Annotated in this window: 24 protein-coding genes; 18 read left to right on the forward strand and 6 right to left on the reverse strand. The window is 70.9% G+C overall.

What is annotated here, in order from left to right; translation table 11 throughout:
• Positions 1–13: 13 nt before the first annotated feature.
• Positions 14–796: a 3-hydroxybutyrate dehydrogenase gene (locus AB0M35_RS13535; protein ID WP_363744957.1), complete on the reverse strand. Its 783-nt coding sequence runs from the start codon at positions 794–796 to the stop codon at positions 14–16.
• A 215-nt stretch (positions 797–1,011) separates the two neighbouring features.
• Here AB0M35_RS13535 and ruvC point away from each other — a divergent pair, with 215 nt between their 5' ends.
• From ruvC to AB0M35_RS13575, 8 genes are all read left to right on the forward strand, one after another.
• The gene (ruvC, locus tag AB0M35_RS13540) at positions 1,012–1,539 is read left to right on the forward strand and encodes a crossover junction endodeoxyribonuclease RuvC (RefSeq protein ID WP_327026794.1); all 528 of its coding nucleotides are present in this window, start codon (positions 1,012–1,014) and stop codon (positions 1,537–1,539) included.
• Entirely contained in the window at positions 1,536–2,138 is a 603-nt protein-coding gene (gene ruvA, locus AB0M35_RS13545; protein WP_363744959.1) for a Holliday junction branch migration protein RuvA, read from the forward strand. The genes ruvC and ruvA overlap by 4 nt, the downstream gene beginning before the upstream one ends.
• Before the next feature lie 55 nt (positions 2,139–2,193).
• The gene (ruvB, locus tag AB0M35_RS13550; protein WP_363744961.1) at positions 2,194–3,264 is read left to right on the forward strand and encodes a Holliday junction branch migration DNA helicase RuvB; all 1,071 of its coding nucleotides are present in this window, start codon (positions 2,194–2,196) and stop codon (positions 3,262–3,264) included.
• A gap of 136 nt (positions 3,265–3,400) precedes the next feature.
• On the forward strand, positions 3,401–3,739 hold the full coding sequence (yajC, locus tag AB0M35_RS13555) for a preprotein translocase subunit YajC (RefSeq protein WP_363744963.1): 339 nt from the start codon (positions 3,401–3,403) through the stop codon (positions 3,737–3,739).
• Between the two features lie 285 nt (positions 3,740–4,024).
• A complete protein-coding gene (gene secD, locus AB0M35_RS13560; protein WP_363744965.1) occupies positions 4,025–5,902 on the forward strand; it encodes a protein translocase subunit SecD in 1,878 nt (625 codons plus the stop codon).
• 1 nt (position 5,903) lies between these two features.
• Complete coding sequence (secF, locus tag AB0M35_RS13565) at positions 5,904–7,106, forward strand: protein translocase subunit SecF (RefSeq protein ID WP_363744967.1); 1,203 nt, start codon at positions 5,904–5,906, stop codon at positions 7,104–7,106.
• Between the two features lie 104 nt (positions 7,107–7,210).
• The gene (locus AB0M35_RS13570) at positions 7,211–7,777 is read left to right on the forward strand and encodes an adenine phosphoribosyltransferase (RefSeq protein ID WP_363744969.1); all 567 of its coding nucleotides are present in this window, start codon (positions 7,211–7,213) and stop codon (positions 7,775–7,777) included.
• Positions 7,778–7,973: 196 nt separating this feature from the next.
• On the forward strand, positions 7,974–10,424 hold the full coding sequence (locus AB0M35_RS13575) for a bifunctional (p)ppGpp synthetase/guanosine-3',5'-bis(diphosphate) 3'-pyrophosphohydrolase (protein WP_363745227.1): 2,451 nt from the start codon (positions 7,974–7,976) through the stop codon (positions 10,422–10,424).
• Between the two features lie 323 nt (positions 10,425–10,747).
• Here AB0M35_RS13575 and AB0M35_RS13580 read toward each other — a convergent pair whose 3' ends face one another.
• Both AB0M35_RS13580 and AB0M35_RS13585 read right to left on the reverse strand, forming a co-directional pair.
• Complete coding sequence (locus tag AB0M35_RS13580; protein ID WP_363744971.1) at positions 10,748–11,575, reverse strand: peptidylprolyl isomerase; 828 nt, start codon at positions 11,573–11,575, stop codon at positions 10,748–10,750.
• Positions 11,576–11,622: 47 nt separating this feature from the next.
• Positions 11,623–12,528 (reverse strand): peptidylprolyl isomerase, encoded by a 906-nt coding sequence (locus AB0M35_RS13585; RefSeq protein WP_363744973.1) that lies wholly within the window; start codon positions 12,526–12,528, stop codon positions 11,623–11,625.
• A gap of 244 nt (positions 12,529–12,772) precedes the next feature.
• Between AB0M35_RS13585 and AB0M35_RS13590 the strand changes: the two genes are divergently transcribed.
• Positions 12,773–13,492, forward strand: a complete 720-nt coding sequence (locus AB0M35_RS13590; protein ID WP_363744975.1) for an MBL fold metallo-hydrolase — start codon at positions 12,773–12,775, stop codon at positions 13,490–13,492.
• A gap of 54 nt (positions 13,493–13,546) precedes the next feature.
• Entirely contained in the window at positions 13,547–14,875 is a 1,329-nt protein-coding gene (gene hisS, locus AB0M35_RS13595) for a histidine--tRNA ligase (protein WP_363744977.1), read from the forward strand.
• A gap of 194 nt (positions 14,876–15,069) precedes the next feature.
• Here hisS and AB0M35_RS13600 read toward each other — a convergent pair whose 3' ends face one another.
• Positions 15,070–15,588, reverse strand: a complete 519-nt coding sequence (locus AB0M35_RS13600) for a PaaI family thioesterase (RefSeq protein WP_363744979.1) — start codon at positions 15,586–15,588, stop codon at positions 15,070–15,072.
• Positions 15,589–15,642: 54 nt separating this feature from the next.
• On the opposite strand from AB0M35_RS13600, the gene AB0M35_RS13605 reads away from it, so the two are divergent.
• Positions 15,643–16,113, forward strand: coding sequence for a helix-turn-helix domain-containing protein (locus AB0M35_RS13605; protein ID WP_363744981.1), 471 nt, complete (start codon positions 15,643–15,645; stop codon positions 16,111–16,113).
• Between the two features lie 199 nt (positions 16,114–16,312).
• On the opposite strand, the gene AB0M35_RS13610 is transcribed toward AB0M35_RS13605, so the two are convergent.
• Positions 16,313–17,143 carry an SGNH/GDSL hydrolase family protein gene (locus tag AB0M35_RS13610; RefSeq protein WP_363744983.1) on the reverse strand — a complete coding sequence of 277 codons (831 nt, stop codon included), beginning with the start codon at positions 17,141–17,143 and terminating at the stop codon, positions 16,313–16,315.
• 246 nt (positions 17,144–17,389) lie between these two features.
• Here AB0M35_RS13610 and AB0M35_RS13615 point away from each other — a divergent pair, with 246 nt between their 5' ends.
• The 5 genes from AB0M35_RS13615 to AB0M35_RS13635 all read left to right on the forward strand — a co-directional run bounded on the left by AB0M35_RS13615 (position 17,390) and on the right by AB0M35_RS13635 (position 23,605).
• Positions 17,390–18,442, forward strand: coding sequence for a S1 family peptidase (locus tag AB0M35_RS13615; protein ID WP_363744985.1), 1,053 nt, complete (start codon positions 17,390–17,392; stop codon positions 18,440–18,442).
• Positions 18,443–18,716: 274 nt separating this feature from the next.
• A complete protein-coding gene (gene aspS / locus AB0M35_RS13620) occupies positions 18,717–20,537 on the forward strand; it encodes an aspartate--tRNA ligase (RefSeq protein ID WP_363744987.1) in 1,821 nt (606 codons plus the stop codon).
• 117 nt (positions 20,538–20,654) lie between these two features.
• Positions 20,655–21,467, forward strand: a complete 813-nt coding sequence (locus tag AB0M35_RS13625) for a sugar nucleotide-binding protein (protein ID WP_363744989.1) — start codon at positions 20,655–20,657, stop codon at positions 21,465–21,467.
• 165 nt (positions 21,468–21,632) lie between these two features.
• A complete protein-coding gene (locus tag AB0M35_RS13630) occupies positions 21,633–22,226 on the forward strand; it encodes a helix-turn-helix domain-containing protein (protein ID WP_363744991.1) in 594 nt (197 codons plus the stop codon).
• Positions 22,223–23,605 carry an MFS transporter gene (locus tag AB0M35_RS13635; protein ID WP_363744993.1) on the forward strand — a complete coding sequence of 461 codons (1,383 nt, stop codon included), beginning with the start codon at positions 22,223–22,225 and terminating at the stop codon, positions 23,603–23,605. Before AB0M35_RS13630 ends, AB0M35_RS13635 begins: the two co-directional genes overlap by 4 nt.
• Here AB0M35_RS13635 and AB0M35_RS13640 read toward each other — a convergent pair.
• A complete protein-coding gene (locus AB0M35_RS13640; protein WP_363744995.1) occupies positions 23,563–24,306 on the reverse strand; it encodes a GNAT family N-acetyltransferase in 744 nt (247 codons plus the stop codon). The two genes, AB0M35_RS13635 and AB0M35_RS13640, sit on opposite strands and share 43 nt — an antisense overlap.
• A gap of 158 nt (positions 24,307–24,464) precedes the next feature.
• Between AB0M35_RS13640 and AB0M35_RS13645 the strand changes: the two genes are divergently transcribed.
• A complete protein-coding gene (locus tag AB0M35_RS13645; protein ID WP_363744997.1) occupies positions 24,465–24,662 on the forward strand; it encodes a hypothetical protein in 198 nt (65 codons plus the stop codon).
• Between the two features lie 75 nt (positions 24,663–24,737).
• Positions 24,738–26,255, forward strand: coding sequence for a replication-associated recombination protein A (locus tag AB0M35_RS13650; protein ID WP_363744999.1), 1,518 nt, complete (start codon positions 24,738–24,740; stop codon positions 26,253–26,255).
• The last annotated feature ends 431 nt before the right edge of the window (positions 26,256–26,686 follow it).

Genomic DNA, 26,686 nt, shown 5'->3' on the forward strand with positions numbered 1-26,686 from the left:
GTGCGGGGGGACTCTAGTTCGCCGTCCAGCCCCCGTCGAGCGCGATCGAGGCGCCGGTGAGGAACGCGGCCGGCGGTGAGCAGAGGTAGGCCAGCAGTTCCGCCACCTCGTCCGGTTCGATCAGGCGCTTGATCGCGGCGCGGGCCAGCATGATCTTCTCGACCACCTCGTTCTCCGCGACACCGTGGGTGGCGGCCTGGTCGGCGATCTGGCTCTCCACCAGGGCGGTACGCACGTACGCGGGGTTGATGCAGTTGGCGGTGACGCCGTACGCCGCGCCCTCCAGCGCCACCACCTTGGACAGTCCTTCCAGCGCGTGTTTCGCCGCGACGTACGCCGCCTTGTAGGGCGAGGCGCGCAGTCCGTGCACCGAGGAGATGTTGATGATCCGGCCCCAGCCCCGGGCGTACATGTGCGGCAACGCCCGCCGGATCAGCAGGAACGGCGCCTGCACCATCACCCGCTGGAGGTGCTCGAAGCGTTCGACGGGAAAGTCCTGGAGCGGGGCGACGTGCTGTAGGCCGGCGTTGTTGACCACGATGTCCACGTCGACGTCGAGTCGGTCCACCGCGGCGGCGTCGGCCAGGTCCAGGCCGACGGCGTGACCGCCGGCCTCGGCCGCCACCAGCTTCGCCGCCTCGACGTTACGGTCGACCACCAGCACGTTGGCGCCGGCCTCGGCCAGTCGCAGGGCGCAGGCCCGACCGATGCCGCTGCCACCCCCGGTCACCAGAGCGGTACGGCCGGCGAGGTCGACGTTCACGACATGGGGGACCGCCACGGGTTCTGCCGTCATGGCGCATGAAACTACGAGCTGGGCGGCCGGTCGCACATGGCGTCGGCGCACATACTCCTGGGGGATCGGGTGGCCGTGGCCTACATCCCGTCGCCGTTGACGTCATCGGCGTGCCGGCGGTGCAGCCGCGCCGGGCGTGTCCCATGGCGCGGCCGTGCGGCGGCATCGGTAGGGTGTCGAACACACGTACTGCTCGGCGGCTGGGAGGGGGAGGCGTGCGGGTGCTCGGCGTCGACCCGGGGCTTACCCGGTGCGGGGTCGGCGTGGTCGAGGGGGTGCCCGGGCGGCCCTGCACGCTGGTCGCCTACTACGTGATCTACACCGATCCGGCCGACGAACTGCCGACCCGCCTGCTGCACCTGGACCGGTCGCTCACCGACCTGGTCGCCGAGCACCGGCCGGACAGCGTGGCCGTGGAGCGGGTGTTCAGCCAGCACAACGTGCGTACGGTGATGGGCACCGCGCAGGCCAGCGGGATTGCCGTGCTCGCCGGGGCCCGGGCCGGGCTGCCGGTGCAGACGTACACCCCGAGTGAGGTGAAGGCGGCCGTGACCGGCTCCGGTCAGGCGGACAAGGCGCAGATGACCGCGATGGTGACCCGACTGCTGCGGCTGCCCGAGCCACCCCGGCCGGCCGACGCCGCGGACGCCCTCGCGCTGGCCATCTGCCACGTGTGGCGGGGTGGTACGCGTTCGAAGCTGGCCGCCGCCGCGGACCGGGCGAGACGAGGAGGAGCGAGATGATCGCCAGTGTGCGTGGCGTGGTGACCGCCACCGGTCCGGACCATGCGGTCATCGAGGTCGGCGGGGTCGGCCTGGCCGTGCAGTGCGCCCCCGGCACCATCGCCGACCTGCGGGTCGGCCAGCCCGCCCGACTGGCCACCAGCCTGGTCGTCCGGGAGGATTCGCTGACCCTCTACGGCTTCGCCGACGACGACGCGAAGTCGCTGTTCGAGCTGTTGCAGACCGCGAGCGGGGTCGGTCCCCGCCTGGCCCAGGCGGTGCTCGCCGTGCACACCCCCGACGCGGTACGCAAGGCCATCGCCAATGCTGACACCGCCGCGCTGACCCGGGTCCCCGGCATCGGTAAAAAGGGTGCCGAACGGTTGGTGCTGGAGCTGCGCGACCGGATCGGCCCGGTCGCGGTGGGCGCCGACGGCGCGGCCGGGGTCACCGGCGGTGCCTGGCCGGAGCAGGTCCGCCAGGCGTTGATCGGGCTCGGCTGGACTGCGAGTCAGGCCGACCAGGCGGTCGCGGCGGTCGCGGAGACCGTCGACGGGGCCACCCCGCCGGTGCCGGTGCTGCTCAAGCAGGCCATCCGGCTGCTGGGCCGGACCCGATGAGCGCGCGGAGTGAGCCGGGTTTGCGAGCCCCGCAGTCGCGAATGAGGATGATCCCGTGACCGGCCCGGACGGCGGCTTGGTCTCGGCGTACGTCAACGATGCGGAGCGGGACGCGGAGGTCAGCGTCCGCCCGAAGCGCCTCGACGAGTTCATCGCCCAGCACCGGGTCCGTGACCAGCTCGACCTGCTGTTGCAGGGCGCGATGCGGCGCGGCTCGCCCCCCGACCACATCCTGCTGTCGGGGCCGCCCGGCCTCGGCAAGACCACCCTGGCCAACATCGTCGCCGCGGAGCTGGGCGCGGGCATCCGGGTGACCAGCGGCCCGGCGATCGAGCGTTCCGGTGACCTGGCCGCGATCCTGACCAGCCTCGCCGAGGGCGACGTGCTGTTCATCGACGAGATCCACCGCATCGCCAAGCCGGCCGAGGAACTGCTCTACAGCGCGATGGAGGACTTCCGGGTCGACGTGGTGGTCGGCAAGGGTCCCGGCGCCACCGCCATCCCGTTGGACGTCGAGCCGTTCACCCTGGTCGGCGCGACCACCCGCTCCGGCCTGCTGACCGGGCCGATGCGTGACCGGTTCGGGTTCGTCGCGCACCTGGACTTCTACTCCCCGGCCGACCTGGAGACGCTGCTGCACCGCTCGGCGCGCATCCTCGGCGTGCCGATCACCGACGACGGTGCGGCGGAGATCGCCGGTCGCTCCCGGGGCACCCCCCGGATCGCCAACCGCCTGCTGCGCCGGGTGCGTGACTTCGCCGAGGTACGCGCCGACGGCGTGGTCACCCTCGATACCGCCCGCTCGGCATTGACGGTCTACGATGTGGATGCGCTCGGGCTGGACCGGCTGGACCGGGCGGTGCTCACCGCGCTGGTCGACTCGTTCCGGGGTGGTCCGGTCGGCCTGTCCACGCTCGCGGTGGCGGTGGGGGAGCAGCCGGACACGGTCGAGGAGGTGTGCGAGCCGTTCCTGGTGCGGGCCGGATTGTTGGCCCGTACGCCGCGGGGCCGGGTGGCGACGGAGGCCGCCTGGCGGCACCTTGGCCGCACTCCGCCAAATGGTACATTTGCTGCCGAAGTTCCCCTTGCGCCTGATCTGTTTTCGGTGGACACCAGCGAGCCGTGATCTGTTCGTGATCTGCGACGCGTTCGGCGTTCCCAGATACAGCGACTAGACTCGCCGCGGTCTGTACAGGATGTGAAAATCCGCCTCCGCTCCGGCGCCATGTGCCGGATCGGGGCCAATGGGAAGGTCGACAACCGTGTTTCACGCAGCAGAAGGCAGCGGAGCGGGTAGCTTCACGCCGATCCTCATGATCGCGCTGCTCTTCGGCGTCATGTACTTCATGATGATCCGCCCCCAGCAGAAGCGCCGCCGTGAGGCCGAGGCGATGCAGACCGGTCTCTCCGTCGGCGACGAGGTGGTGACCATCGGCGGGCTGTACGGCACGGTCTCCGGAGTCGAGGACGACAGCGTCCTGCTCGAGGTCGCTCCCGGAGTGCAGACCCGATACGCCCGGCCGGCGATCGCCCGCGTGGTGACCAAGGCGGAGCGTCCCGTAGAGCCGGCGGCCGAGGAAACCGACGCCGTCAAGGAGTGAGTACCGCACCCACCTGGTCTGCCGGTGCGCTGGTCGGCCGGGTGGGGACCACCCGCACGCGTCCCCGGGCGGGTGACCGCCGACGTGGCGGTGCAACAACTGGATAGCAGGCCGACGCCGGGCGTCGGCGCGCCGGTTCGGTCCGGTCCACGCTGCCCGCGTTGACCACCCGAGGCGGCGGCGTCAGCCCCGGGCGCCGTCGGAAGGCAGATCGTCGGCCGGGAAACCGGCAGACCCCGCCGTCGCGCCTGCGGCGGCGCGACCGTACAGGGAGACAGGACAGCCGTGGCACCACCTCAGGGACAGATGCGCCCGGGACGGCAGTTGGCCGTACTGGGCGGCATCCTCGTCGTCCTCTATCTTTTGGTGTTCTTCGCGGGCGGTGCCAGCGGAGGCTGGAAGGACCGGCTCGAACCCCGCCTCGGTCTTGACCTTGTCGGTGGTACCCGGCTCACGTTGGAGGCGACGAACACCCTCGACGGCCGGGCTCCGACGGCGGACAACCTCGAACAGGCCCGCCAGATCATCGAGAGCCGGGTCAACGCGTACGGCGTTGCCGAGGCCGAGGTGGTCACCGAGGGCGACCGCAACATCGTCGTCTCCCTGCCCGGCGAGAACCGCGACCTGACCGAGATCGGTAGCGCCGCCGAGCTGCGCTTCCGCAAGGTCTTGAAGATCGCCGACGGCAGCGGCGCGCTTCCCTCGCCGGCGCCGAGCCCGAGCGGCAGCGCCGAGCCGAACGCCACCCCGAGCCCGTCCGGCAGCGCCAGCGCCACCCCGAACGCCGAGGCCACGGCATCGCCGTCCGGCGGTCAGGGTGGTGGGGCCCCCACGCCGGCCCCGTCGGAGAGCCCGAGCACCGCACCTTCGCCGAGCGCCAGCGAGGAGCCGGTGCCGCAGAGCCTCGAGGAGCAGCGCAAGGCCGTCGAGGCGAAGGTCGGCGCGGAGGCCTGGGCCGCCGCGAGCGGGCTCCAGTCGCCGGCCGACCTGAGCGCCGACCCGACGCTGGCCGAGAAGCTCAAGCCCTTCGCCGAGCTGACCGGCCGCGAGGTCGCGGTGCTCCCCGCCCAGATGCAGTTCAACGTGCCGTCCATCGGCTGCCTCCAGCTCGACGACCGGCCGCCGGCGTCCGTCTCGGCCGCGGATCAGCAGGTCGTCGCCTGTGAGGGCGGCTACGCCAAGAACCTGCTGGACCAGGCGAAGGTGCTCGGCACCGACGTCGACTCGGCCAGCGCGGTGCGCGACCAGACCAGCCAGTGGGTGGTCAGCCTGAACTTCACCCGGGACGGCCAGGAGAAGTGGACCGCGCTGACCCGCGAGGCGTTCAACAACGAGGGTCAGGCGTGTGACGCCTCCGCGCTCGGTGACGAGGGCAAGTGCCGCGTCGCCGTGGTGCTGGACAACCAGATCATCTCGTCGCCGCAGATCCAGGGCGTGCTCACCGGCAACTCGCAGATCACCGGCAACTTCAGCAACGCCGAGGCCAGTGAGCTGGCCGGCTACCTGAACTACGGCGCCCTGCCGGTCACCTTCGAGGCGCAGGAGCAGCAGAACGTCACCGCCACCCTGGGCGCCAGCTACCTGCGGGCCGGTCTGCTCGCGGCCGGCATCGGCATGCTGCTGGTCATCATCTACTCGTTCTTCTACTACCGGCTGCTCGGCACGGTGATCTTCGCGAGCCTGGTGCTGTCGGCGCTGCTGCTCTTCGGCGCCCTGGTGGTGCTCGGCCGGCAGATCGGCTTCACCCTCACCCTCGCCGGCATCTCCGGCATCATCGTCTCGCTCGGTGTGGCGGCGGACTCGTTCGTCATCTACTTCGAGCGACTCAAGGACGAGATCCGTGAGGGCCGCAGCCCGCGCAGCGCGGTCTCCCGCGCCTGGGTCCGCGCCCGCCGTACGATCATCTCGGCGAACGCCATCACGATCATGTCGGCGGTGGTCCTCTATATCGTCTCGGTCGGTACGGTCAAGGGATTCGCCTTCGCCCTCGGTCTGGCCACCGTGCTGGACTTGGTGGTGGTCTTCCTCTTCCGGCACCCGATGATGACGATGCTCGCCCGGAGCCGGGCGTTCCTGTCCCCACGGGTCAGTGGTCTCGGCCGGGTGCTGCCGGCCAAGTCGGAGCAGGCCCAGTCCCGCAACCCGCGTGTCAAGGAGGCCTGAGATGGCTGCTGAGAACTCTCTGGCAAGCCGCCTCTACCGGGGCGAGGCCGGCCTCAACGTCGTCGGCCGGCGCAAGATGTGGTTCACTGCGGCGGCCGTCCTGGTGCTGATGGCGTTGGGCAGCATCCTCATCAAGGGGTTCAACCCGGGCATCGAGTTCGCCGGTGGCAACTCGTTCCAGATCCCCACCAGTGTCGGCACCATGCAGCAGGCCGAGGACACTGCGGGCCAGTCGCTGAGCGCTGCGGGTGACGGCGCCCACGTGGTCACCGCCCAGCAGGTCGGTGGAGCCGGCGGCTCGTTCTACGAGTTGCGCACCACCCAACTCGACCCGCAGCAGGCCGAGGCGGTCCGGCTCGACATGGCCGAGCGGTTCAGCATCGACCCGAACGAGATCAGCGCCAACCGGGTCAGTGAGGCCTGGGGTAGCCAGGTGACCAACCGGGCTGTGCTCGGTCTGGTCATCTTCATCGCCCTGGTGACGGTCTACCTGGTCATGCGCTTCGAGTGGCAGATGGCGGTCGCGGCCATCTTCTCGCTGGTGATGAACCTGGCGCTCACCGCCGGCATCTACTCGATCGTCGGGTTCGAGGTGACCCCGTCGACGATCATCGGTTTCCTCACCATTTTGGGCTTCGCGCTCTACGACGTGGTGGTGGTCTTCGACAAGGTGCAGGAAAACGCCAGAGGCATCACTGCGAACAACAACCAGACCTATGGCGAGGCCGCCAACCTGGCGGTCAACCAGAGCCTGATGCGGTCGGTCAACACCTCGGTGGTGGCGCTGCTGCCGGTCGGCGGCATCCTCTTCATCGGTGCCGGTCTGCTGGGTGCGGGCACCCTGAAGGACCTGGGTCTGGTGCTGTTCGTCGGTATGGCCATGGCGTTCGTCACCTCGATCACGCTGGCCACCCCGCTGCTGGTGGTGCTGAAGAACCGCGACCCGCGGATCCAGGCGCACAACAAGCGGGTGGAGGCGCGCCGGGCCAACCCGGTGCCGGCGAAGGAGGCCCGTACCAAGGCGGCCCCCGCCGCCGCGGTCGAGCGGGACGACGAGGAGGAGGTGCCGGCGGAGGCCGGTGCGGCTATGGCCGGGGCGGCAGCCCCGAAGGTGGGTGCCCGGCCGGCTGGCAAGCGTTCCGGCGGTGCCCGCGGTGGACGGCCCGGCGGCGGCAACCGCCCGGGCGGTGGAAAGCGACGTTGAGCGACAACTGCGCAACTGACAGGAATTGATCCGGGCGGCGTCCGGCATGCTGTGCGAGCAGCGTGCCGGACGCCGCTGTCATGTGGAAGGGGAGGGGAACTACCGTGACGGAGACCCACAGCAGCAGGGTACGGGGAGACAGTGGCCCGGAGGTTGCCCGGCTGGTGGCCAGCCGGGCGCTCGACGTGCCCGACTTTCCCAAGCCCGGCGTCATGTTCAAGGACCTCATGCCGTTGTTCGCCGACGGCGAGGCCTTCCGTGACGTGATCGACGGGATCGTCGCGCACCACGGGCGGGAGTCCTTCGACACCGTGGTCGGCATCGAGGCGCGGGGCTTCGTCGTCGCCGCCGCCATCGCGTACGCGACCGGAGTCGGTGTGGTGCCGGTACGCAAGGCCGGCAAGCTTCCCCGACCCGCCTACGCCGCCTCCTACGCCCTGGAGTACGGCGAGGCCACGCTGGAGGTGCACCAGGACGCCTTCACCGCCGGCCACCGGGTCCTGGTGGTGGACGACGTGCTGGCCACCGGGGGCACCGCCGCGGCGACGCTGGACCTGGTCGAGCGGGCGGGTGGCACGGTGGCCGGGTTCTCCGTACTGCTGGAGTTGTCCTTCCTGGGGGGACGGGAGCGGCTGGCTCCGCGTCCCGTCCATGCCCTGCTGACTGTTTGAGGTGTGGTCGCCGCCGGGCGGAGTCGGCACGGTCCGTCCGGCGGAGCGGCAGGGCACTGCGGGTGCGGGTAGCATTGCCCATTGCTGAGCGGACGGTGACCCGTCCGAGCGGCACGAGACCAGGCCGACCGGCGCACGGTCGGTTCACTTCCGGCGAGCGGTGAGGAGGCCGGTGTCCCACGATGTCGCCCCTCCGGTGGAGGGCACGGTGCACCCGACAGGCGACGCGGACGGCTCGGTGACCGATCGCAACAGCGCCGCTGCGGCGCCGGGCGGTGGCCCCGGTACGGTGCTGCCCACCGGCGATGTGGCCCGTACGAGTGTCGGTGCCGATGTCGCACCCGTCGACACCGCGGCTGAACCCATGCCGAGCAGTGGCTTCGGGCTGTCCAACGCGCCCACCGGGCGTCGGGTCCGGGCGCGGCTGGCCCGGTTCAACGCACCCTGGCAGTCGTCACAGGTCAGCGAGGTGCTGGAGCCGCTGATCTCGTCGCACCGGGAGAATCACCCCAAGGCTGACGCGCGGCTGTTGCAGCGGGCCTTCGACACGGCGGCGCGCTGGCACTCCGGCCAGTACCGCAAGTCCGGCGACCCGTACATCACCCATCCGCTCGCGGTGGCGACGATTCTCGCCAACCTGGGCATGGACACCACCACCCTGGTCGCTGCGCTGTTGCACGACACCATCGAGGACACGGAATACTCCCTCGACCAGATGCGTACGGACTTCGGTGGTGAGGTCGCCCTGCTCGTCGACGGGGTCACCAAGCTGGACAAGGTCAAGCTCGGTGACGCGGCGAAGGCGGAGACGATCCGCAAGATGGTCGTCGCGATGGCCAAGGACCCGCGGGTTCTGGTGATCAAGCTGGCCGACCGGCTGCACAACATGCGTACGCTGACCTTCCTGCCCCGGCCCAAGCAGGAACAGAAGGCCAAGGAGACGCTGGAGATCCTCGCCCCACTCGCGCACCGCCTCGGTATGAACACCATCAAGTGGGAGCTGGAGGATCTGGCCTTCGGCACGCTGTTCCCGAAGCGGTTCGAGGAGATCAACCGGCTGATCGGGGAGCACCAGCCGCAGCGGGAGGCGTTGCTGCGGCAGGTGACTCAGAAGGTGCAGACCGACCTCAAGGCCGCCAAGATCAAGGCGGAGACGACCGGTCGGCCGAAGCACCTCTACTCGATCTACCAGAAGATGATCGTGCGGGGTCGGGATTTCAACGACATCTACGACCTGGTGGGTGTGCGGATCCTGGTCGACACGGTGCGGGACTGCTACGCGGCGTTGGGCGTGATCCACGCGAACTGGCAGCCGGTGCCGGGTCGGTTCAAGGACTACATCGCGATGCCCAAGTTCAACATGTACCAGTCGTTGCATACCACCGTGATCGGCCCGACCGGCAAGCCGGTGGAGATGCAGATCCGCACGTACGCGATGCACCGTACGGCGGAGTTCGGCATCGCGGCGCACTGGAAGTACAAGGAGCACAAGGGCACCCAGATCGTCGGCCCGCCGGCGCACATCGACGAGATGACCTGGCTGCGGCAGTTGCTGGACTGGCAGCGCGAGGCCGCCGACCCGAGCGAGTTCCTGGACGCGCTGCGGTTCGACCTGTCCAGCCAGGAGGTGTACGTCTTCACCCCGAAGGGTGACGTCATCCCGCTGCCGACCGGGTCGACGCCGGTGGACTTCGCGTACGCGGTGCACACCGAGGTCGGGCACAAGTGCATCGGGGCGCGGGTCAACGGCAAGCTGGTGCCGTTGGAGTCGACGCTGTCTAACGGTGACGTGATCGAGATCTTCACCTCGAAGTCCGACACTGCCGGCCCGACGCAGGACTGGCTGGGCTTCGTTAAGAGCCCTCGGGCGCGGACGAAGATCCGGCAGTACTTCAACAAGGAGCGCCGCGAGGAGGCGATCGAGGAGGGCAAGGACGCGATCGTCAAGGCGATGCGCAAGCAGGGCATGCCGTTGCAGCGGATGCTCACCTCCGACAACCTGATGGCGATCGCCCGGGACCTGCACCTGGCCGACGTGGCGTCGCTGTACGCGGCGGTCGGCGACAGTCAGGTCTCCGCGCAGTCAGTGGTGCAGAAGCTGATGGCCACCTACGGTGGCGAGGAGGGCGCGGCCGAGGACATCGCCGAGACCGCGGTGGCCACCCGGCCGCCGCGCAGCCGGGTGGCCAGCCACGATCCGGGTGTGGTGGTACGCGGGGTCAGCGACGTGTGGATCAAGCTGGCCCGCTGCTGCACCCCGGTCCCGCCGGATTCGGTCTTCGGTTTCGTGACCCGCTCCGGTGGGGTCAGCGTGCACCGCGACGACTGCGCCAACGCCGAGGACCTGCGCGCCCAGGGTGAACGGGTGGTCGAGGTGAGCTGGAAGCTCACCTCCGCCTCGACCTTCCTGGTCGCCATCCAGGTGGAGGCCCTCGACCGGCACAAGCTGCTCGCCGACGTCACCCGGGTGCTCTCCGACGAGCGGGTCAACATCCTCTCCGCCACCGTCACCACCACCCGCGACCGGGTGGCGGTGAGCCGGTTCAGCTTCGAGATGGCCGACCCCAAACACCTCGGGCACCTGCTCGCCGCCGTCCGCAAGGTCGACGGCGTCTTCGACGCCTACCGCGTAACCTCCGGCTCCTAACCCACCCCCACCCCGCCACCCCCGCGCACCCCCACCCCGCGCGGGGGGCGGGGACGCGCGTCGATCTTGCACTTTCGGTCCCCGTATACCGGGATGGACGGTGCATATAGGCGACACAAAGTGCAAGATCGACGCGTGCGCGTGGTGCAGGTGCCCGAGGGTCGGCACGCGGGCCCTGTGCGCGTCGATCTTGCACTTTTGGTCGTCACATAGCGGAATGAATGGCGCATAAAGGCGACACGAAGTGCAAGATCGCGGGGTGTGGGGGTGGGATAGCGAAGCGCCCGCCGGTGGACCGGCGGGCGCTTCGAGGTTGGGCTGGGTCAGCTCATCGTCAGGTCGGTGATGACGACTTCCTTCTTGGGGTGGCCGCCCCCGGCCTGCTGGGCGAACGCACCGTCGTCGCCGGCCTTGGCGACGTCCTCGACGATGTCCATGCCATCGGTGATGGTGCCGAGCACGGTGTAGTTCGGGTCCAGCGGCGAGTCGCCGTAGACGATGAAGAACTGGCTGCCGCTGCTGGCCGGCTGGCCCGAGTTGGCCATCGCGATGACACCAGCGGGGTACGGCGGACGCTTGTCGGTCGGCAGGTTCTCCTCGGCCATCCGGTAGCTCGGGCCGCCGGTGCCGTCGCTGTCCCGCCAGCCCTCGCCGGCGGCGCTCGGGTCGCCGCACTGGAGCACCTTGATGCCCTCGGTCACCAGGCGGTGGCACTTGGTGTTGTCGAAGAAGTTCTGCTCGGCCAAGTGGATGAAGCTGCCCGAGGTGCAGGGCACCGCCGACCGGTCGATCCGCGCGGTGATCGGACCGAGGTTTGTGGTGATCGTCATGGTCTGGCTGCCGACCCGGCTCTGCTCGACGGGCGGCAGTCCGACGTCCTTGGTCGTCGGGGACCGCTCACCGGCCGGGAGTTCGACCCAGTCACACTGCACCGTGTCCGCGCTCTGGGCGGTGGTGTCGGTGCCGCTGTCGTCGCCGATCAGGCTGCTGGCCAGCCAGACCGTACCGGCGACCACCAGCAGCAGGACCACGCCACCGCCCACGACGGCCTGCGTCTGGCGGCGCTTGCGGGCCCGGGCCGCCCGCTCGGCCATCTCCTTCTCGAGCCGGGCGCGGGCCGCCGCGCGCTGCCGCTCTCTGGTGGACGTCACGCCTCGATCCTCCTGGACTGTCTGTGGATGCCGCTGCCCGTAGCGGGTCAGCCGGCGTTCGGGCTGGCCTCGGTCGAGCCGGAGACCGCCGGGGTCGGTTGACCCGTGGGGTCGGTGGGCGATGCCGGATCCAGCACCGGCTCACCGACGGTCAGGCTCTGGATGACCACGTCGTCCTTCTCCGGCTTGACCTTCTGCCCAGCCCCATTGTCCACGGTCGGCAGGGCACCGATCTTCTCCACCACGTCGAGGCCGCCGGTGACCCGACCGATGATCGGGTACGCCGGATCGTCGTGGGTGGTGAAGTCCTTGAAGAAGATCAGGAACTGGCTGCTGTTCGCGCCCGGCGGGTTCGAGATCATCGCGACCGTGCCCTTGGGGTACGTCGGCGGCTCGCTCGGCGGGGCCGGGCTGCTCTCCGGCGGGGTCGGCACGTTCTCGCTGTAGAACGAGTACGCCGGGCCGCCCAGACCGGTGCCGCTCGGGTCACCGCAGCGCACCGCGCCCTCGGCCGTGATCTCGTGGCACTTGGTGTTGTCGTAGAACGACTGGCTCGCCAGGTGGGCGATGCTCGCGGCGGCGCACGGCGCCTTCGCGAGATCCAGTTCGATGTTGATCGGCGCACCCTGGTTGGTGGTCACCGTCATGGGGCGCGTACCGGTGGTCGGCAGCCCGGTGGTGGCCGGCTCGCCGACGTCCTTGAGGTTGCTGTTGCCCGCAGTGTTCTGCGGGGTCCAGAGGCAGACCTCGTTGGCGGCGGTGTCCTCGGTCGTTTCCCGGTCGAAGGCACCCAACGCCCAGGCTGAGCCGGCGACGACAAGTACGAGGATCAGGGCGGTACCGACGCCGGCGCGAATCTGCCGACGCCGTTTGACGGCGGCGGCCCGACGAGCCATCTGCCGGTCGAGTTTGGCCCGCGCCAGTTTGCGCTGCCGGTCCCTGCTGGAAGCCACCCGTGCTCCCCTTCCTCTACCCTGATCGTCAGCCGGTGGTCGCGTACCCGTCGGGCGGCAGGTGCGCCACGCCACACGCCCGCCAGAGTGTACGGGTACTGGCTGGAAAAGTCGTGTACGAGGTCGGTGCTCGGGCCCATCGGGACATCTCGGTGTCCGTTGGGCTGCTGTGCCGACGGGGAAAATGTCGTGAGCCGCCGGTTAGGCTGCGATTGACGGACAGTTCGACGGAAGGGGAGCGGACGTGCTCGTTGCCGGCTTTCCCGCCGACGCCTTCGGCACCAACTGCTATGTGGTCGCCACCGCGCCGGGGGAACAGTGCGTGGTGGTCGATCCCGGCATCGGAGTGATCGACCGGCTCGACGCGCTGCTGGCCGAGCATCGCCTGCATCCGGCCGCGGTGCTGCTCACCCACGGGCACCTGGACCACACCTTCTCCGTGACGCCGGTCTGCGGGGCGCGAGGGATCACCGCCTACGTGCACCCCGGGGACCGGGAGATGCTGGCCGACCCGGCCAAGGGGCTGTCGGTGGACCTGACCCAGATGTTCGGCGGGCGGCTGCCGTACGCCGAACCGGAGGACGTGGCCGAGTTGGCTGACGGTATGACGCTCACCCTCGCCGGGTTGGAGATCACCGTCGACCACGCGCCCGGCCATACCGGCGGGTCGGTGCTGTTCCGGCTGCCCGGCGCCGGTTCGCCCTGGGAGGCCGACCAGGTCTGCCTCTCCGGTGACGTGCTGTTCGCCGGCTCGATCGGCCGCACCGACCTGCCGGGCGGCAGTATGCCGACGATGCTGACCAGCCTGCGGGACAAGATCCTCCCGCTGGCCGACGACACCGTCGTACTGCCCGGCCACGGCCCCGCGACCACCATCGGCCGCGAACGCGCCACCAACCCGTACCTCGCCGAGGTGGCCGGGATGGGCGGCGCGCGACCGGCGGCCCCCACCCGCGGCCTGTAGCGGCCGCGCCCACGCTGACCCGCGCGGAGCGTGCGGGTTTCCGAACGGAGCATCATGAGCAAGCCCACGCCCATCTCCGGCTTCCCGGAGTGGACGCCCGCCCAGCGGATGATCGAGCAGTACGTCCTGGACCGGATCCGGTCGACCTTCGAGCTGTACGGCTTCGCGCCCCTGGAGACCCGGGCGGTCGAGCCGCTGGACCAGTTGCTGCGCAAGGGAGAGACCTCCAAGGAGGTCTACGTGATCCGGCGCCTGCACGGCGACCCGGAGGGCCCGTCCGGCGACGACACCCTCGGCCTGCACTTCGACCTGACCGTGCCGTTCGCCCGGTACGTGCTGGAGAACGCCGGCAAGCTGAACTTCCCGTTCCGGCGCTACCAGATCCAGAAGGTGTGGCGCGGCGAGCGCCCGCAGGAGGGACGCTATCGGGAGTTCCTCCAGGCCGACATCGACATCGTCGACCGGGACACCCTTGCCGGGCACCACGAGGCGGAGATGCCGCTGGTGATCGGCGACGCGCTGCGCTCGCTGCCGATCCCGCCGGTGCGCATCCAGGTGAACAACCGCAAGATCTGCGAGGGCTTCTACCGGGGCATCGGGCTGACCGACCCGGAGGCGACGCTGCGCGCGGTCGACAAGCTCGACAAGATCGGCCCGGCCGGCGTGGCGGAACTGCTGGCGACCACCGCCGGGGCGAGCGAGGCGCAGGCCAAGGCGGTGCTGGCGCTGGCCGAGATCTCCGCGCCGGACGCCTCATTCGCCGACGCGGTACGCGCCCTCGGGGTCAGCGACCCGCTGCTGGACGAGGGCGTCGAGGAGTTGGTCCGGGTGGTGGAGACCGCCGCCGCGCACTCGCCCGGCCTCTGCGTGGCCGACCTGCGCATCGCCCGGGGCCTGGACTACTACACCGGCACCGTCTACGAGACCCAGATGATCGGGTACGAGCGCTTCGGCTCGGTCTGCTCCGGTGGCCGGTACGACAACCTGGCCAGCGCCGGCAACGCCCGGTTCCCCGGCGTGGGCATCTCCATCGGCGTGACCCGGCTGCTCGGCCTGCTCTTCGGCGCCGGCGCCCTGTCGGTGTCCCGGGAGGTGCCGACCTGCGTGCTGGTGGCGGTGACCAGCGAGGAGCACCGTCCGGCCAGTAACCGGGTCGCCGAGGCCCTGCGCTCGCGGGGTATCCCCACCGAGGTCTCGCCGAGCGCGGCGAAGTTCGGCAAGCAGATCCGGTACGCCGAGCGGCGCGGCATCCCGTACGTCTGGTTCCCCGGCACCGACGGTGCGGCCGACGAGGTGAAGGACATCCGCTCCGGCGACCAGCTCGCCGCCGCAGCGGGAGAGTGGACCCCACCCCGGGCCGACCTCAAGCCGCTGGTCGGCTGAGCGGGCCGGCACCAAGTCGGTCCCGGCGTGGTCCCGCTGCAACCCGGACCGCCTGTCCGCCGGCCGACCCGAACTCGGTCGCTTGCCGGGCCTGCGTTGTGCTCGTACCCCGGTGAAGCCCCGGGCCTGGTCGTTGCTGGCTCTGGCGACGATCACGCCCGGGGCGGCTTGCGTGCCGCCCGGTGCTGGCTGCGTCAGGCGGCGGGAGGCTCCAGGGGCAGCAGGAGGCAACTGGAGGTGGCGTGGGCGACGAGGCGGTCCCGCCCGTCGGTCAGCCGGGCCTCGGCCAGGGCGGTACGACGGCCCTGTTGCAGCACCGTCCCCTCGCAGCGCAGCATGCCTGAGTCCACGGTCACCGGGCGGAGGAACTTCACGTTCAGGTCGAGCGTGGTGTAGCCGATGCCGGCCGGCAGGGTGCTGTGCACGGCGCATGCGGCGGCGGTGTCCAGCAGCGTCGAGATGACGCCGCCGTGCACCGTGCCGAGGGGGTTGTAATGGAACTCCTGCGGCTTCAGTTCGACCACGACCCGCCCCTCCTCGGCGGTCATGCTGGCCATGTCGATCAGGCGCATCACCGGCGGGGCGGCCAGTTCACCGGCGAGCATGGCGCGGATCATGTCCAGCCCGCTGCGCCGGCCGATCTGCGCGGCGTTGATGCTCGGGTCGGACCACGAGAAGGTGCGACTGCGCGTCGCATCCTGCGTCTGCGTCATGGACTCAGCCTGGCAGCGCTTGCTGGGTCTGTCAATGAGACCTAGCCTTGTGGGATGAGACCTACGGCGTTGGACTGGTCGGTGGACAACTGCACGGTCGCCCGCGCCATGGAGATCCTCGGCGAGAAGTGGACCCTGGTGGTGCTGCGTGAGGTGTTCAGCGGGGTCCGACGCTTCGACGACATGCGGGTGCGGACCGGGATTCCCCGACAGGTGCTGACCAACCGGCTGGCCGGCCTGGTCGAGCAGGGCGTGCTGCGCCGTGAGCCGTACCAGGAGCCGGGCAGTCGGATCCGCCACGAGTACCGTCTCACCACCAAGGGCTTCGACCTGTGGCCGGTGCTGGTCGCCGTCCTGGCCTGGGGTGACCGCTACCTCGCTGATCCGGAGGGGCCGCCGCTGAGCGTCGGCCACCGCGACTGCGGCGCCGACGTGCGCGTGGAACTCCACTGCACCGCAGGCCACCCCGTCACCAACCCCCGCGACATCATCCCCCGCCCCGGCCCCGGCGCCCACCCCCGCTAGCCCTCCCGCCGTCCCCGCGCTCCCCGCCCCGCCCCGCTCTCCCGCGCCTTTCCGCCGTCGATCTTGCACTTTCGGTCGCACTTATGGGGCTTTTGCCCTTGTTCCTGCCGACAGAAAGTGCAAGATCGCGGGAGCGGGGAGCGGGGAGCGGGGAGCGGGGAGCGGGGAGCGGGGAGCGGGGAGCGGGGAGGGAGTGGGGCTACCAGGGGTAGCCGGCGGGGTAGGAGATGGTGGCTAGGACCTGCTGGCCGGTGGTGTTGGGGTGGAAGTAGTCCCAGCCGGAGAGCTGGGCGAGGGTGAACGGGTAGCCGAAGACGGCGTTGCCGTCGTACTTGCAGTTCGCGCCGTACGCCGCGCAGGCGGCGGCGAGCTGGCCGTTGAAGTCGATCACCCGCTGCCGGACCCGGTTGCGGCGGTCGACGTCGGCCTGGGCGGTGGAGGTCGGGTTGGCCAGGATGGACTGGCAGATGCCAAAGAGCGACCAGGCGGTACGCGCGCTGCTGCTGTCCTTGCCGACGGACCACAGTCGGTGCACGTCCGGGATGCTGATCACGTAGACCTTGGCGTTCGGCAGGCCGGACTTGAGTCGGGCCAGTGCAGAGTCGATGTTGGCCCGGAAGGTGGTCGGCGAGGTCATCGTCGACTCCGAGCTGGTGCAGGCGTCGTTGGCGCCGATCAGGATGGTCACGTAGCCGACGCCCTGGCTGACCGCGGTGCCGGCCTGGCCGTACAGGTCGGCTGACTTGGCCCCGGTGCGGGCGGCGTTGTGGTTGCGGCCGTTGATGGCCGAGTTGGCCCGGCGGATGCGCAGGTAGTGACTGTTCACGGTGGCGTCGTCGCCGGTGCTGAACGAGCGGCCGGTGCAGTCGACGTACCACCCGCAGGCGTTGAAGCCGCGGGTGATGGAGTCGCCGAGGCTGGCCATCGAGCTCGGCGGTGGGCCGGGATCGGCGACGGCGGGGCTGGTGGCGAACAGGACGAGGGCGGTGACGCCGGCGAGGGTGGCCAGCGCGCGTCGGACGAGGGTCATGGTGGCCTCCGGTTCACGGTTGCCGGGTTGCGGCGGTGACCAGAGCGTATAGATGACTATCTGTGTCCACAATGTTGCGGACGGGTTACTTCGGGCGAGCGGCGAAATTCGGGCAAAGGGTGGCCTTGTCAATGATCTTAAATGTGTGAATACTTGCCTTCGCTTGGCCGTTTCCCCAGGTGGCCGAGTTTCCCCCTGCCCTGTCGGCGTGACAGGGCCCTCCAACCCCCTTCGGGAGGCTGTTACATGCGACCCACAAGGTCAATGCTGCGCCGCGCCGTCACCGTCGCCGCGGCCGGAACCCTCGTCGCCGGCGTGCTGGCCGGTACCCCCGCCCAGGCGGCACCCGCGTCCGCCACGCCTGACTCCGCTGCCGCCCTCGCCGAGCGGCTCGGCGCCCGCGCCGCCGGCGCGTACGCCGATGCGGCCGGCAAGATGGTCGTTGCGGTGACCGACAGCCTCGCCGCCCGCCAGGTGGCGTCGGCCGGCGCCACCCCGAAGCTGGTCAAGCGTGGTGCGGCGGAGCTGAACCGGGCCACCGCCGAGCTGGACCGCTCCGCGGCCATCCCGGGCACCGCCTGGTGGGTCGACCCGGCCACCAACCAGGTCGTCGTCTCCGTCGACAGCACGGTGACCGGCGCGAAGCTGGAGCGGGTCAAGGCCGCTGCGGCGCGGACCAACGGCGCGGTACGCATCGAGGCCGAGGCCGGTGTGCTGAGCACCCGGATCTCCGGCGGCCAGGCCATCTACGCGCAGGGCGGCGGGCGTTGCTCGCTCGGCTTCAACGTGCGGGCCGGCAGCACGTACTACTTCATCACCGCGGGGCACTGCACCAACATTGCGGCGAACTGGTACAGCAACTCCAGCCAGACCGCGCTGCTGGGTTCGCGTACCGGCAGCGTCTTCCCGGGTAGCGACTACGGCATCGTCCGGTACAGCAACCAGAGCGTGGTGCAGCCGGGCAACGTCTCCCTCTACAACGGCAGCTTCCGCGAGATCACCGCGTCCGGTAACGCCTACGTCGGCCAGTCGGCGCAGCGCTCCGGCAGCACCACCGGGTTGCGCAGCGGCTCGGTCACCGCGCTCAACGCCACCGTCAACTACGCCGAGGGCCAGGTCCGTGGTCTGATCCGTACCAACATCTGCGCCCAGCCCGGTGACAGCGGCGGCTCGCTGTTCAGCGGCACCATCGCGCTCGGCCTGACCTCCGGCGGCAGCGGCAACTGCTCCACCGGCGGTACCACCTTCTTCCAGCCGGTCGGGCCGGTGCTGAGCCGCTACGGCGTCAGCGTCTACTGACCCTTTCGCACCACTGACCCTCCTCACCGCAGCGGGCCGCCGGATTCCTCCTCCGGCGGCCCGCCCGCATGTGTGCCGACGTTCCGGCGCCGCCGCACCTCGATCCCGGTGCGGGCTGGCTGTTGAACGGGTGCGGTCTGGCTGTTAAAAGGGGACCCTTTTGCTACCGGAGGCGTTAACACGGGGCCCTTCCTTGCACCCGGCAAACGGCGGCGGGGGCGTCCTGCGAGAATGCCCGAAACAGATGTAGAGCTTCACGAGGGAGACGCACGCCGTGATCCGTACCCATGACGCCGGCAGCCTGCGCGCGACGGACGCCGGCACCACGGTGACGCTCGCCGGGTGGGTGGCCCGCCGGCGCGACCACGGCGGTGTCATCTTCGTCGACCTGCGCGACGGCTCCGGCGTGGTCCAGGTGGTCTTCCGCGAGGAGGACGCGCACGCGCTGCGCAACGAGTACTGCGTCAAAGTCGTCGGTGAGGTGACCCGGCGGCCGGAGGGCAACGAGAACCCGGAGCTGCCCACCGGCGAGATCGAGGTGACCGCGTCCGAGCTGGAGGTGCTCTCCGAGGCGGCGCCGCTGCCGCTGCCGGTGGACGACCAGGTGGTGGCCGGCGACGACATCCGGCTCAAGTACCGCTACCTGGACCTGCGGCGCGGCGGCCCGGCCAAGGCGATGCGGCTGCGCTCGCGGGCCAACCAGCTGGCCCGGGCCGTGCTGCACGAGCGGGACTTCCTGGAGATCGAGACCCCGACCCTGACCCGGTCCACCCCGGAGGGCGCCCGCGACTTCCTGGTCCCGGTGCGCCTGCAGCCCGGCAGCTGGTACGCCCTGCCGCAGTCGCCGCAGCTGTTCAAGCAGCTGCTGATGGTCGGCGGCATGGAGCGGTACTACCAGATCGCCCGCTGCTACCGCGACGAGGACTTCCGGGCCGACCGGCAGCCGGAGTTCACCCAGCTGGACATCGAGATGTCCTTCGTCACCGAGGACGACGTGATCGATCTCGGTGAGGCGATCGTGACCGCCCTCTGGTCGGACCTGGCCGGCTACGAGATCCCCCGGCCGATCCCGCGCATCACCTGGCACGACGCGATGGCCCGGTACGGCTCGGACAAGCCGGACCTGCGCTACGGCGTCGAGCTGACCGAGCTGACCGAGTACCTGCGCGGCACCACCTTCCGAGTCTTCGCCGGCGCGATCGACGCGGGCGGCTACGTCGGCGCGGTGGTCATGCCCGGCGGCGCGGCCCAGACCCGCAAGGAGCTGGACGGCTGGCAGGACTGGGCCAAGGCGCGCGGCGCCAAGGGCCTGGCGTACGTGGTGCTCGACGCCGAGACCGGCGAGGCGCGTGGGCCGGTGGCGAAGAACCTGTCGGCCGAGCACCTGGCCGGGCTGGCCGACGCGGTCGGCGCCAAGCCGGGCGACGCGATCTTCTTCGCCGCCAGCGCCGAGACCCGGGAGGCGCAGGAACTGCTCGGCGCGGCCCGCGTCGAGATCGCCAAGCGGGCCGGGCTGGTCGACGAGAGCGCCTGGGCGTTCTGCTGGGTGGTCGACGCGCCGATGTTCGAACGGACCTCGGACGAGAGTGGCGCGGCGGGCGGCTGGACGGCGGTGCACCACCCGTTCACCTCGCCGAACTCCGAGTGGGTGGACCGCTTCGAGGAGGCTCCGGACCGGGCGCTGGCGTACGCGTACGACATCGTCTGCAACGGCAACGAGATCGGCGGCGGCTCGATCCGTATCCACCGCCGTGACGTGCAGCAGCGGGTCTTCGATCTGCTCGGCATCACGCCGGAGGAGGCGCAGGACAAGTTCGGCTTCCTGCTGGAGGCGTTCAGCTACGGCCCGCCCCCGCACGGCGGCATCGCGTTCGGCTGGGACCGGGTCTGCATGCTGCTCGCCGGCGCCGACTCGATCCGCGAGGTGATCGCCTTCCCGAAGACCCGGGGCGGCTTCGACCCGCTGACCGGCGCCCCCACCCCGATCACCGCCCAGCAGCGCACCGAGGCCGGCATCGACGCCAAGCCCAAGCCCCAGCAGGCCCCCCACACCGGCACCGCCGGTCCCGCCGCCCCCGTCTCCGACCCCACCTGACCTGCGGCCCTTCCCGGCTCCGGGCCCCCGACGCCCTCGCTGATCAAGAAGTTTGCGTCATGATCTAGGCGCTTCGGCGACGCAAACTTCTTGATCAATCAACGGGGAGGCGTGCGGATGCGGGTGTTGGTGGTGGGGGGCAGTGGGTTTCTGGGCCGGGAGGTTTGTCGGCAGGGGACCGGGGCGGGGTGGTCGGTTGTCGGGACGTGGCATTCCACTGCGGTCGGGGTGCCGGGGGTGGCGGCTCGGCGGGTGGACGTGACGGACCGGGTCGCGGTGGGCACGCTCGTCGCGCAGGTGCGTCCGGACGTCCTGGTCAACACCTCTTACCGGTACGAGAACTGGGCGGTCACCGCCGACGGGGCGGCCAACGTCGCCTGGGCCGCCGCAGAGGTGGGCGCGCGGCTGGTGCACATCTCCAGTGACGCACTGCACGCCGGGCGCCCCGAGCCGTACGCCGACGACGACCCGCCCAGCCCGATCTTCGCGTACGGGGCGGCGAAGGCCGCCGCAGAGACGGCCGTACGTGCGATCGACCCGAGTGCCGTGCTGCTGCGTACCTCGCTGATCGTGGGGGAGGGCAGCCCGCAGATCCGGCTCTGCCGGGAGGCCCTGGCGGGACGGGGTGCCCTGTTCACCGACGAGTTGCGCTGCCCGGTCGACGTCACCGACCTGGCCGCCGCCGTGCTCGAACTGGCGGTTTCGGACTATGCCGGCCCGCTCAACGTGGCCGGCCCGGACGCGGTCAGCCGGGCGGAACTGGGCCGGCTGGTGGCCCACCGGTCGGGACTGGACGCGAGTGCCCTGAAGACCACCACTGCCGCCGAGTGCGGCTTGGTCCGTCCCACCACGATCCGCCTCGACACCACCCGCGCCACTGCCCTGCTCCATACCCGCCTGCGCGGCATCACCGAACTCCTCACCCCCTAACATCCCGCCCCTCGCCCCACCCCCACCTCGCCCCGCCGATCTTGCACTTTCCGTCGGGATAAAGCCGACAAAAAGTGCTAATGGGCGACCAAGAGTGCAAGATCGGCGAGTAATGAGAGTGCACGGTTATTGTGCATAGAAGTTGTGCAGAAGTATTGTGGATTTATGGGGAGTGGTGAGGGGGGCGAGCCGAGGCGGGTGCGGATCGACCGGCGGCAGGTCCGGGCGTTGGCGCATCCGCTGCGTACGCGGCTGCTCGGGGCGTTGCGGGTGAAGGGTCCGGCGACGGCCACCAGCCTCGCTGAACTGCTCGACACCAACACCGGGGCGACCAGTTACCACCTGCGCCAGTTGGCCGAGGTCGGGCTGGTTGTCGAGGAGCCCGACCGGGGGGCCGGGCGACAGCGTTGGTGGCGCGCCGCGCACGACGTCACGAACTGGGACAACACCGACTTCGACCACGACCCCGACGCTCGGGCGGCGATCGAGTGGATCCAGGCCGAGCAGGTACGCCAGTACGTCGAGTACGCCGAGCGGTGGTTCGCCGTACGCGACACATGGCCGTCGGCCTGGCGCGACGCGTTCGGCATGAGCGACATCTTCATGACCATTCCGGCAGCCCGGCTGGAGGGGCTGAAAGCCGAGTTGTGGCAGGTGCTGGAGCGCTACCGTGCCGAGGCTGACCCGACCGAGCCCGGCGCCGAGCAGGTGCAGATCTTCCTCGCCGCACTGCCGTTGCTGCTCGGCGGCACGCGGTGAACCCGCTGTCCATCCGCCGAATTCGGCGGCGTTACCTGGTCCTGCACGGCCTGCGCTGGTTGCCGGTCGGCCTGCTGATCCCGGTGACCATCCTGCTCATGCAGGAACGCGGTCTGACGCTTACCCAGATCGGACTGGTCGTCTCCGCCCAGGGCGTGATGGTGCTCGCCCTGGAGTTGCCGACCGGCGGGATCGCCGACGCCCTCGGCCGTAAGCCCGTGCTGGTGGTGGCGAGCCTGGTCGGCCTCGTCTCGACCGGGCTGCTGGTGGTGGCGGACTCGTTCGCCCTGCTGGCCGTCGTCTGGGCGCTGCAAGGGGTGTTCCGTGCCCTGGACAGCGGCCCCCTGGAGTCCTGGTACGTCGACAGCACCCTGGCCGCGGACCCGGACGCCGCGTACGAGAAGGGGCTGGGCCAGGGCGGCATGGTGCTCGGCCTGGCCATGGCAGCCGGCGCGTTGCTCAGTGGTGGCCTGGTGGCCCTCGGGCCGATCGGTCCGCTCAGCGCGTTGACCGGGCCGGTGCTCGCCGCCGTCGGCTTGCAGGTGGTCTACCTGGCGGCGTTGTTGACCCTGCTCGTGGAGCGCCGAGCGGTGATCGGTCCGGCCGCGGTGCGGGCCTCCGTGCGCGACGCTCCGCGCATGGTGGCCGAGGCGCTCGGACTGCTGCGCCGATCCCGGGTACTGCTCGCGTTGGTGGCGGTCGAGTTGTTCTGGGGCTTCGGCATGGCCACCTTCGAGGGGCTGCTGCCGATCCGGCTGGCCGAGGTGGTGGGCGACGCCGACCGGGCCGCCGTCCTGCTCGGACCGGCAAGTACGGCGGCGTGGCTCGCCTCGGCCGGCGGTGCGGCTCTCACGCCGCTGCTCATCCGCTGGATCGGTGCCGCGCCCGGTGCCGCCCTGCTGCGGATCATGCAGGGGATCACCGTGGTCGGCATGGCGCTGTTCGTCGGTCCGACCGGAGTGTTGGTCGCCTTCGTCGCCTGCTACGCCGTGCACGGTGCGTCCAATCCGCTGCACATGGGGCTGCTGCACCGGCAGGTCGCCGGCCCGTACCGGACCAGCCTGATCTCGCTGAACTCCATGGTGGCGATGCCGGCAGGCGCGCTCGGCGGGGTGTTGCTCGGCTACGTCGGCGACCGCGCCGGAGTCAGCACGGCGATGCTGGTCGGCGCGGTGGTGCTGGCCGTCGCCGCGCCGCTGTACCTACCGGCCTGGCGCGCCGGCCGTCACCCCGACCCGCCGGTCACCGCCGATCAGCAGGAGGACACCGCCGAACCGGGGGAGGTCGGCGCGGCGGCTCCCGGTCAGCCGGCCGGCGACGGGGTGCCGATCCCCGGTCAGGCGCAGCGCACCGAGGTGAGCGCGAAGGCGTCGAGGTAACCGAGCCGACGGTAGAGCCGGATCGCTCCGACGTTGGCCGGATAGACGCCCAGCGCCAGCACGTCGTAGCGGGCCGACAACGCCCGGCTCATGCCGGCGGTGAGCGCGGCGCCCAGCCCTCGGCCGCGCCAGGCCGGAGCCACCGTCAGACCGGCGAGGAAACCGACGTCACCCCGGGTGCGGTCGGCCCCGCAGGCGATCAGCCGGTCGCCCTCGCGGATGCCGTACCAGTCGACCACCTGAGGATTACCCGGCCGCGCCGTGGAGGTAGGAAACGACTCGTCGATGAGCGCCGTCAGCGCCGGGTAATCCGCCTCGGTGAGCCGGACGACCCGTTCCTCGCCCGGCTGCCGCGGCGGCGGCGCGACCGTCCAGAGGAAGTCCCAGTCCTCGTGGCCCGCCACGCCCGGCGTGCCGGCGAGGGCCGCCGGGCCCAGCCGGGGCAGGTGCACCCATCGGCCGGTCTGGAAGACTCCTTCGGCGGCGAGCGCGCTGAACAGGTCGACCGCGTCGGCCGGCGGCCCGATCATCCCACCCAGCGGTCCCGGCGTGTCGGCGGGCAGCAGCCAGCATGTGGCGCTGCCACGTCGCCAACCGCGTACCGGCTCCCGCCGTGGCAGCGAGTGCCGAACGAACGGGTGCTGGCCCACGATGCCGAGAATCGCCTCCCGCTCGGTGATCGCCCCCTCGGTGATGACCATGGGGGGAGACTAGACGGGCCGAGATCTTGGTACGAAACGCCCAGGCGCAGTTTTCACCCCAGCACCTGCGCGAGCCGGAGGTCCACCGTGGAGATTGGTGAGGGGACCGATCGGGTACATGCCGGGCGACCTACTGGAACCCCCACCGGAGGAACGCCATGCTCGCTATCGCCGCCGCTGCGGTCTTCGGCTTCACGCTGCTGCTCGACCTGCTCGACACCAATCTCGGAGCGCCGGACCTGTTCAACTGGAACACCCTCGTGCTGATCGGCCTGCTGCTGCTCGCGCTGCACCTGGCCGGTGTAGGTAGCCGTGGTGGCCGCTGGTACCGGGGGCGTCGCCCCGGGCGAGGTTGACCGAGAATAATCATCCCGGGCTCGGTCGGCGGCGTGATTCTGGCGTGGTCGGTCGAGCCCGGTACTGTTCTCGTGATGGAGTCCGAGACGCTCTTCACCCTGGGTGAACCCGCCGCAGCAGTCAGTGCGGTGGCGGGTTCCGGCGGCGTCGGTGGCTTCACCCCGGCCGGGCCGGACGCGCCGCTGCCGGTCCGGATGCGCCCGGCGAGCCTGGACGAACTCGTCGGCCAGGATCATCTGCTCGCCCCCGGTGCGCCGCTGCGACAACTCGTCACCGGGGACGCTCCGATGTCGGTCATCCTCTGGGGGCCACCCGGAAGCGGCAAGACCACCATCGCCCACCTCGTGGCCGCCGCGACCGACCGGCGGTTCGTTGCCATGTCGGCGCTGTCAGCCGGGGTGAAGGACGTCCGAGCGGTGATCGACACCGCGCGACGGCAGCGGCGGTCGGGCGGCCCGCCCACCGTGCTCTTCATCGACGAGGTGCACCGGTTCAGCAAGACCCAGCAGGACTCCCTGCTCGCCGCCGTCGAGGACCGCACCGTCACGCTCCTGGCCGCCACCACGGAGAACCCGTACTTCTCGGTCATCTCGCCGCTGCTGTCCCGGTGCGTGCTGCTCACCCTGCAACCGCTCGACGACGCGGCGGTGCGCCGCCTGCTGCGCCGGGCGATGACCGACGAACGGGGCCTGGCCGGGGCGCTCACCCTCGCCCCCGAGGCCGAGGAGCATCTGGTCCGGCTGGCGGGCGGGGACGTCCGCAAGGCGCTGACCGCGCTGGAGGCAGCCGCCGGTTCGGCCACTGCGCTCGGCAACGGTCGCATCGACCTGGCCACGGCCGAGCGGGCGGTGGACACGGCGGCGGTCCGCTACGACCGTGCCGGCGATGCGCACTACGACGTGACCAGCGCCTTCATCAAGAGCATGCGAGGCTCGGACGTGGACGCCGCGCTGCACTGGCTGGCCCGGATGCTGGTCGCCGGGGAGGACGCCAGGTTCATCGCCCGCCGGTTGGTCATCTTCGCCAGCGAGGACGTGGGCATGGCCGATCCGAATGCGCTCAGCGTGGCCACCGCCGCCGCACACGCGGTGGAGTACGTCGGCCTGCCCGAGGCGCAGCTCAACCTCGCCCAGGCGGTGATCCACCTCGCCACCGCACCCAAGTCGAACTCGGCCACCATCGCGATTGGCGCGGCGATCGCCGACGTACGGGCGGGTCGGGGTGGCGCGGTGCCGCGGGGCCTGCGCGACGCCCACTACGCCGGCGCCCGCGGCCTCGGTCACGGCACCGGGTACCGCTACCCGCACGACGACCAGCGGGGCGTGGTCAGCCAGCAGTACGTGCCGGACGACCTGGTCGGGATCGACTACTACCGGCCGAGTCACCACGGCGCGGAACGGTCGGTGGCCACCCGGCTGCCGTTGCTGCGCCGGATCATCCGTGGACTGCCCGCACCCGCACCCACGGGCATGTCGCCGGGTGGCGGTCGGGCTGCGGCCCGGCCCGGTGTCGACGACACGCAGTTGACGACCGTGGACGCCGAGGTGACCGATGAGGTCGGCGATCGCGCCGACGGGAAGGGCCAACAGTGAGATCGCCTGGTTCGGAGCGACCGGAGGACGGCCAGGACGAGCGGCGTACCAAGAGCCGCCGCTGGGGCCGGAACAGGTCTGAGCCCGCCCCGGAGGAGCCGGACAGCGGTGAGGACTTCGGCTGGATCGACGACCTGCGCTCGGCCAAGCAGCAGCGCGGTGAACTCGGTCCCGAGGGGGTCGCACCCACACCGGAGGGGCCCACTGCGCGGTCCGGCCCGGCGGCGCCACCCGGCCCGGACCGCCCCGGCCTGGCGCCCACCGGCCGCCCCGGCCCGCTTCCGGGTCGCCCGGCCCCGGCCGCCCCGCCGCCGACCGGGCCGGTCCCGGCTCCGACCGCTGACGGGCGTACGCAGGCGTCCGGGCATTCCGCCGGTGCGAACCCGTCGCCCCTGTCCCCGCCGCGCCCGGCAAGCGCCGAACCGCCTCGC

Source organism: Micromonospora sp. NPDC051196 (genome assembly GCF_040682415.1).
GTDB lineage: Bacteria > Actinomycetota > Actinomycetes > Mycobacteriales > Micromonosporaceae > Micromonospora.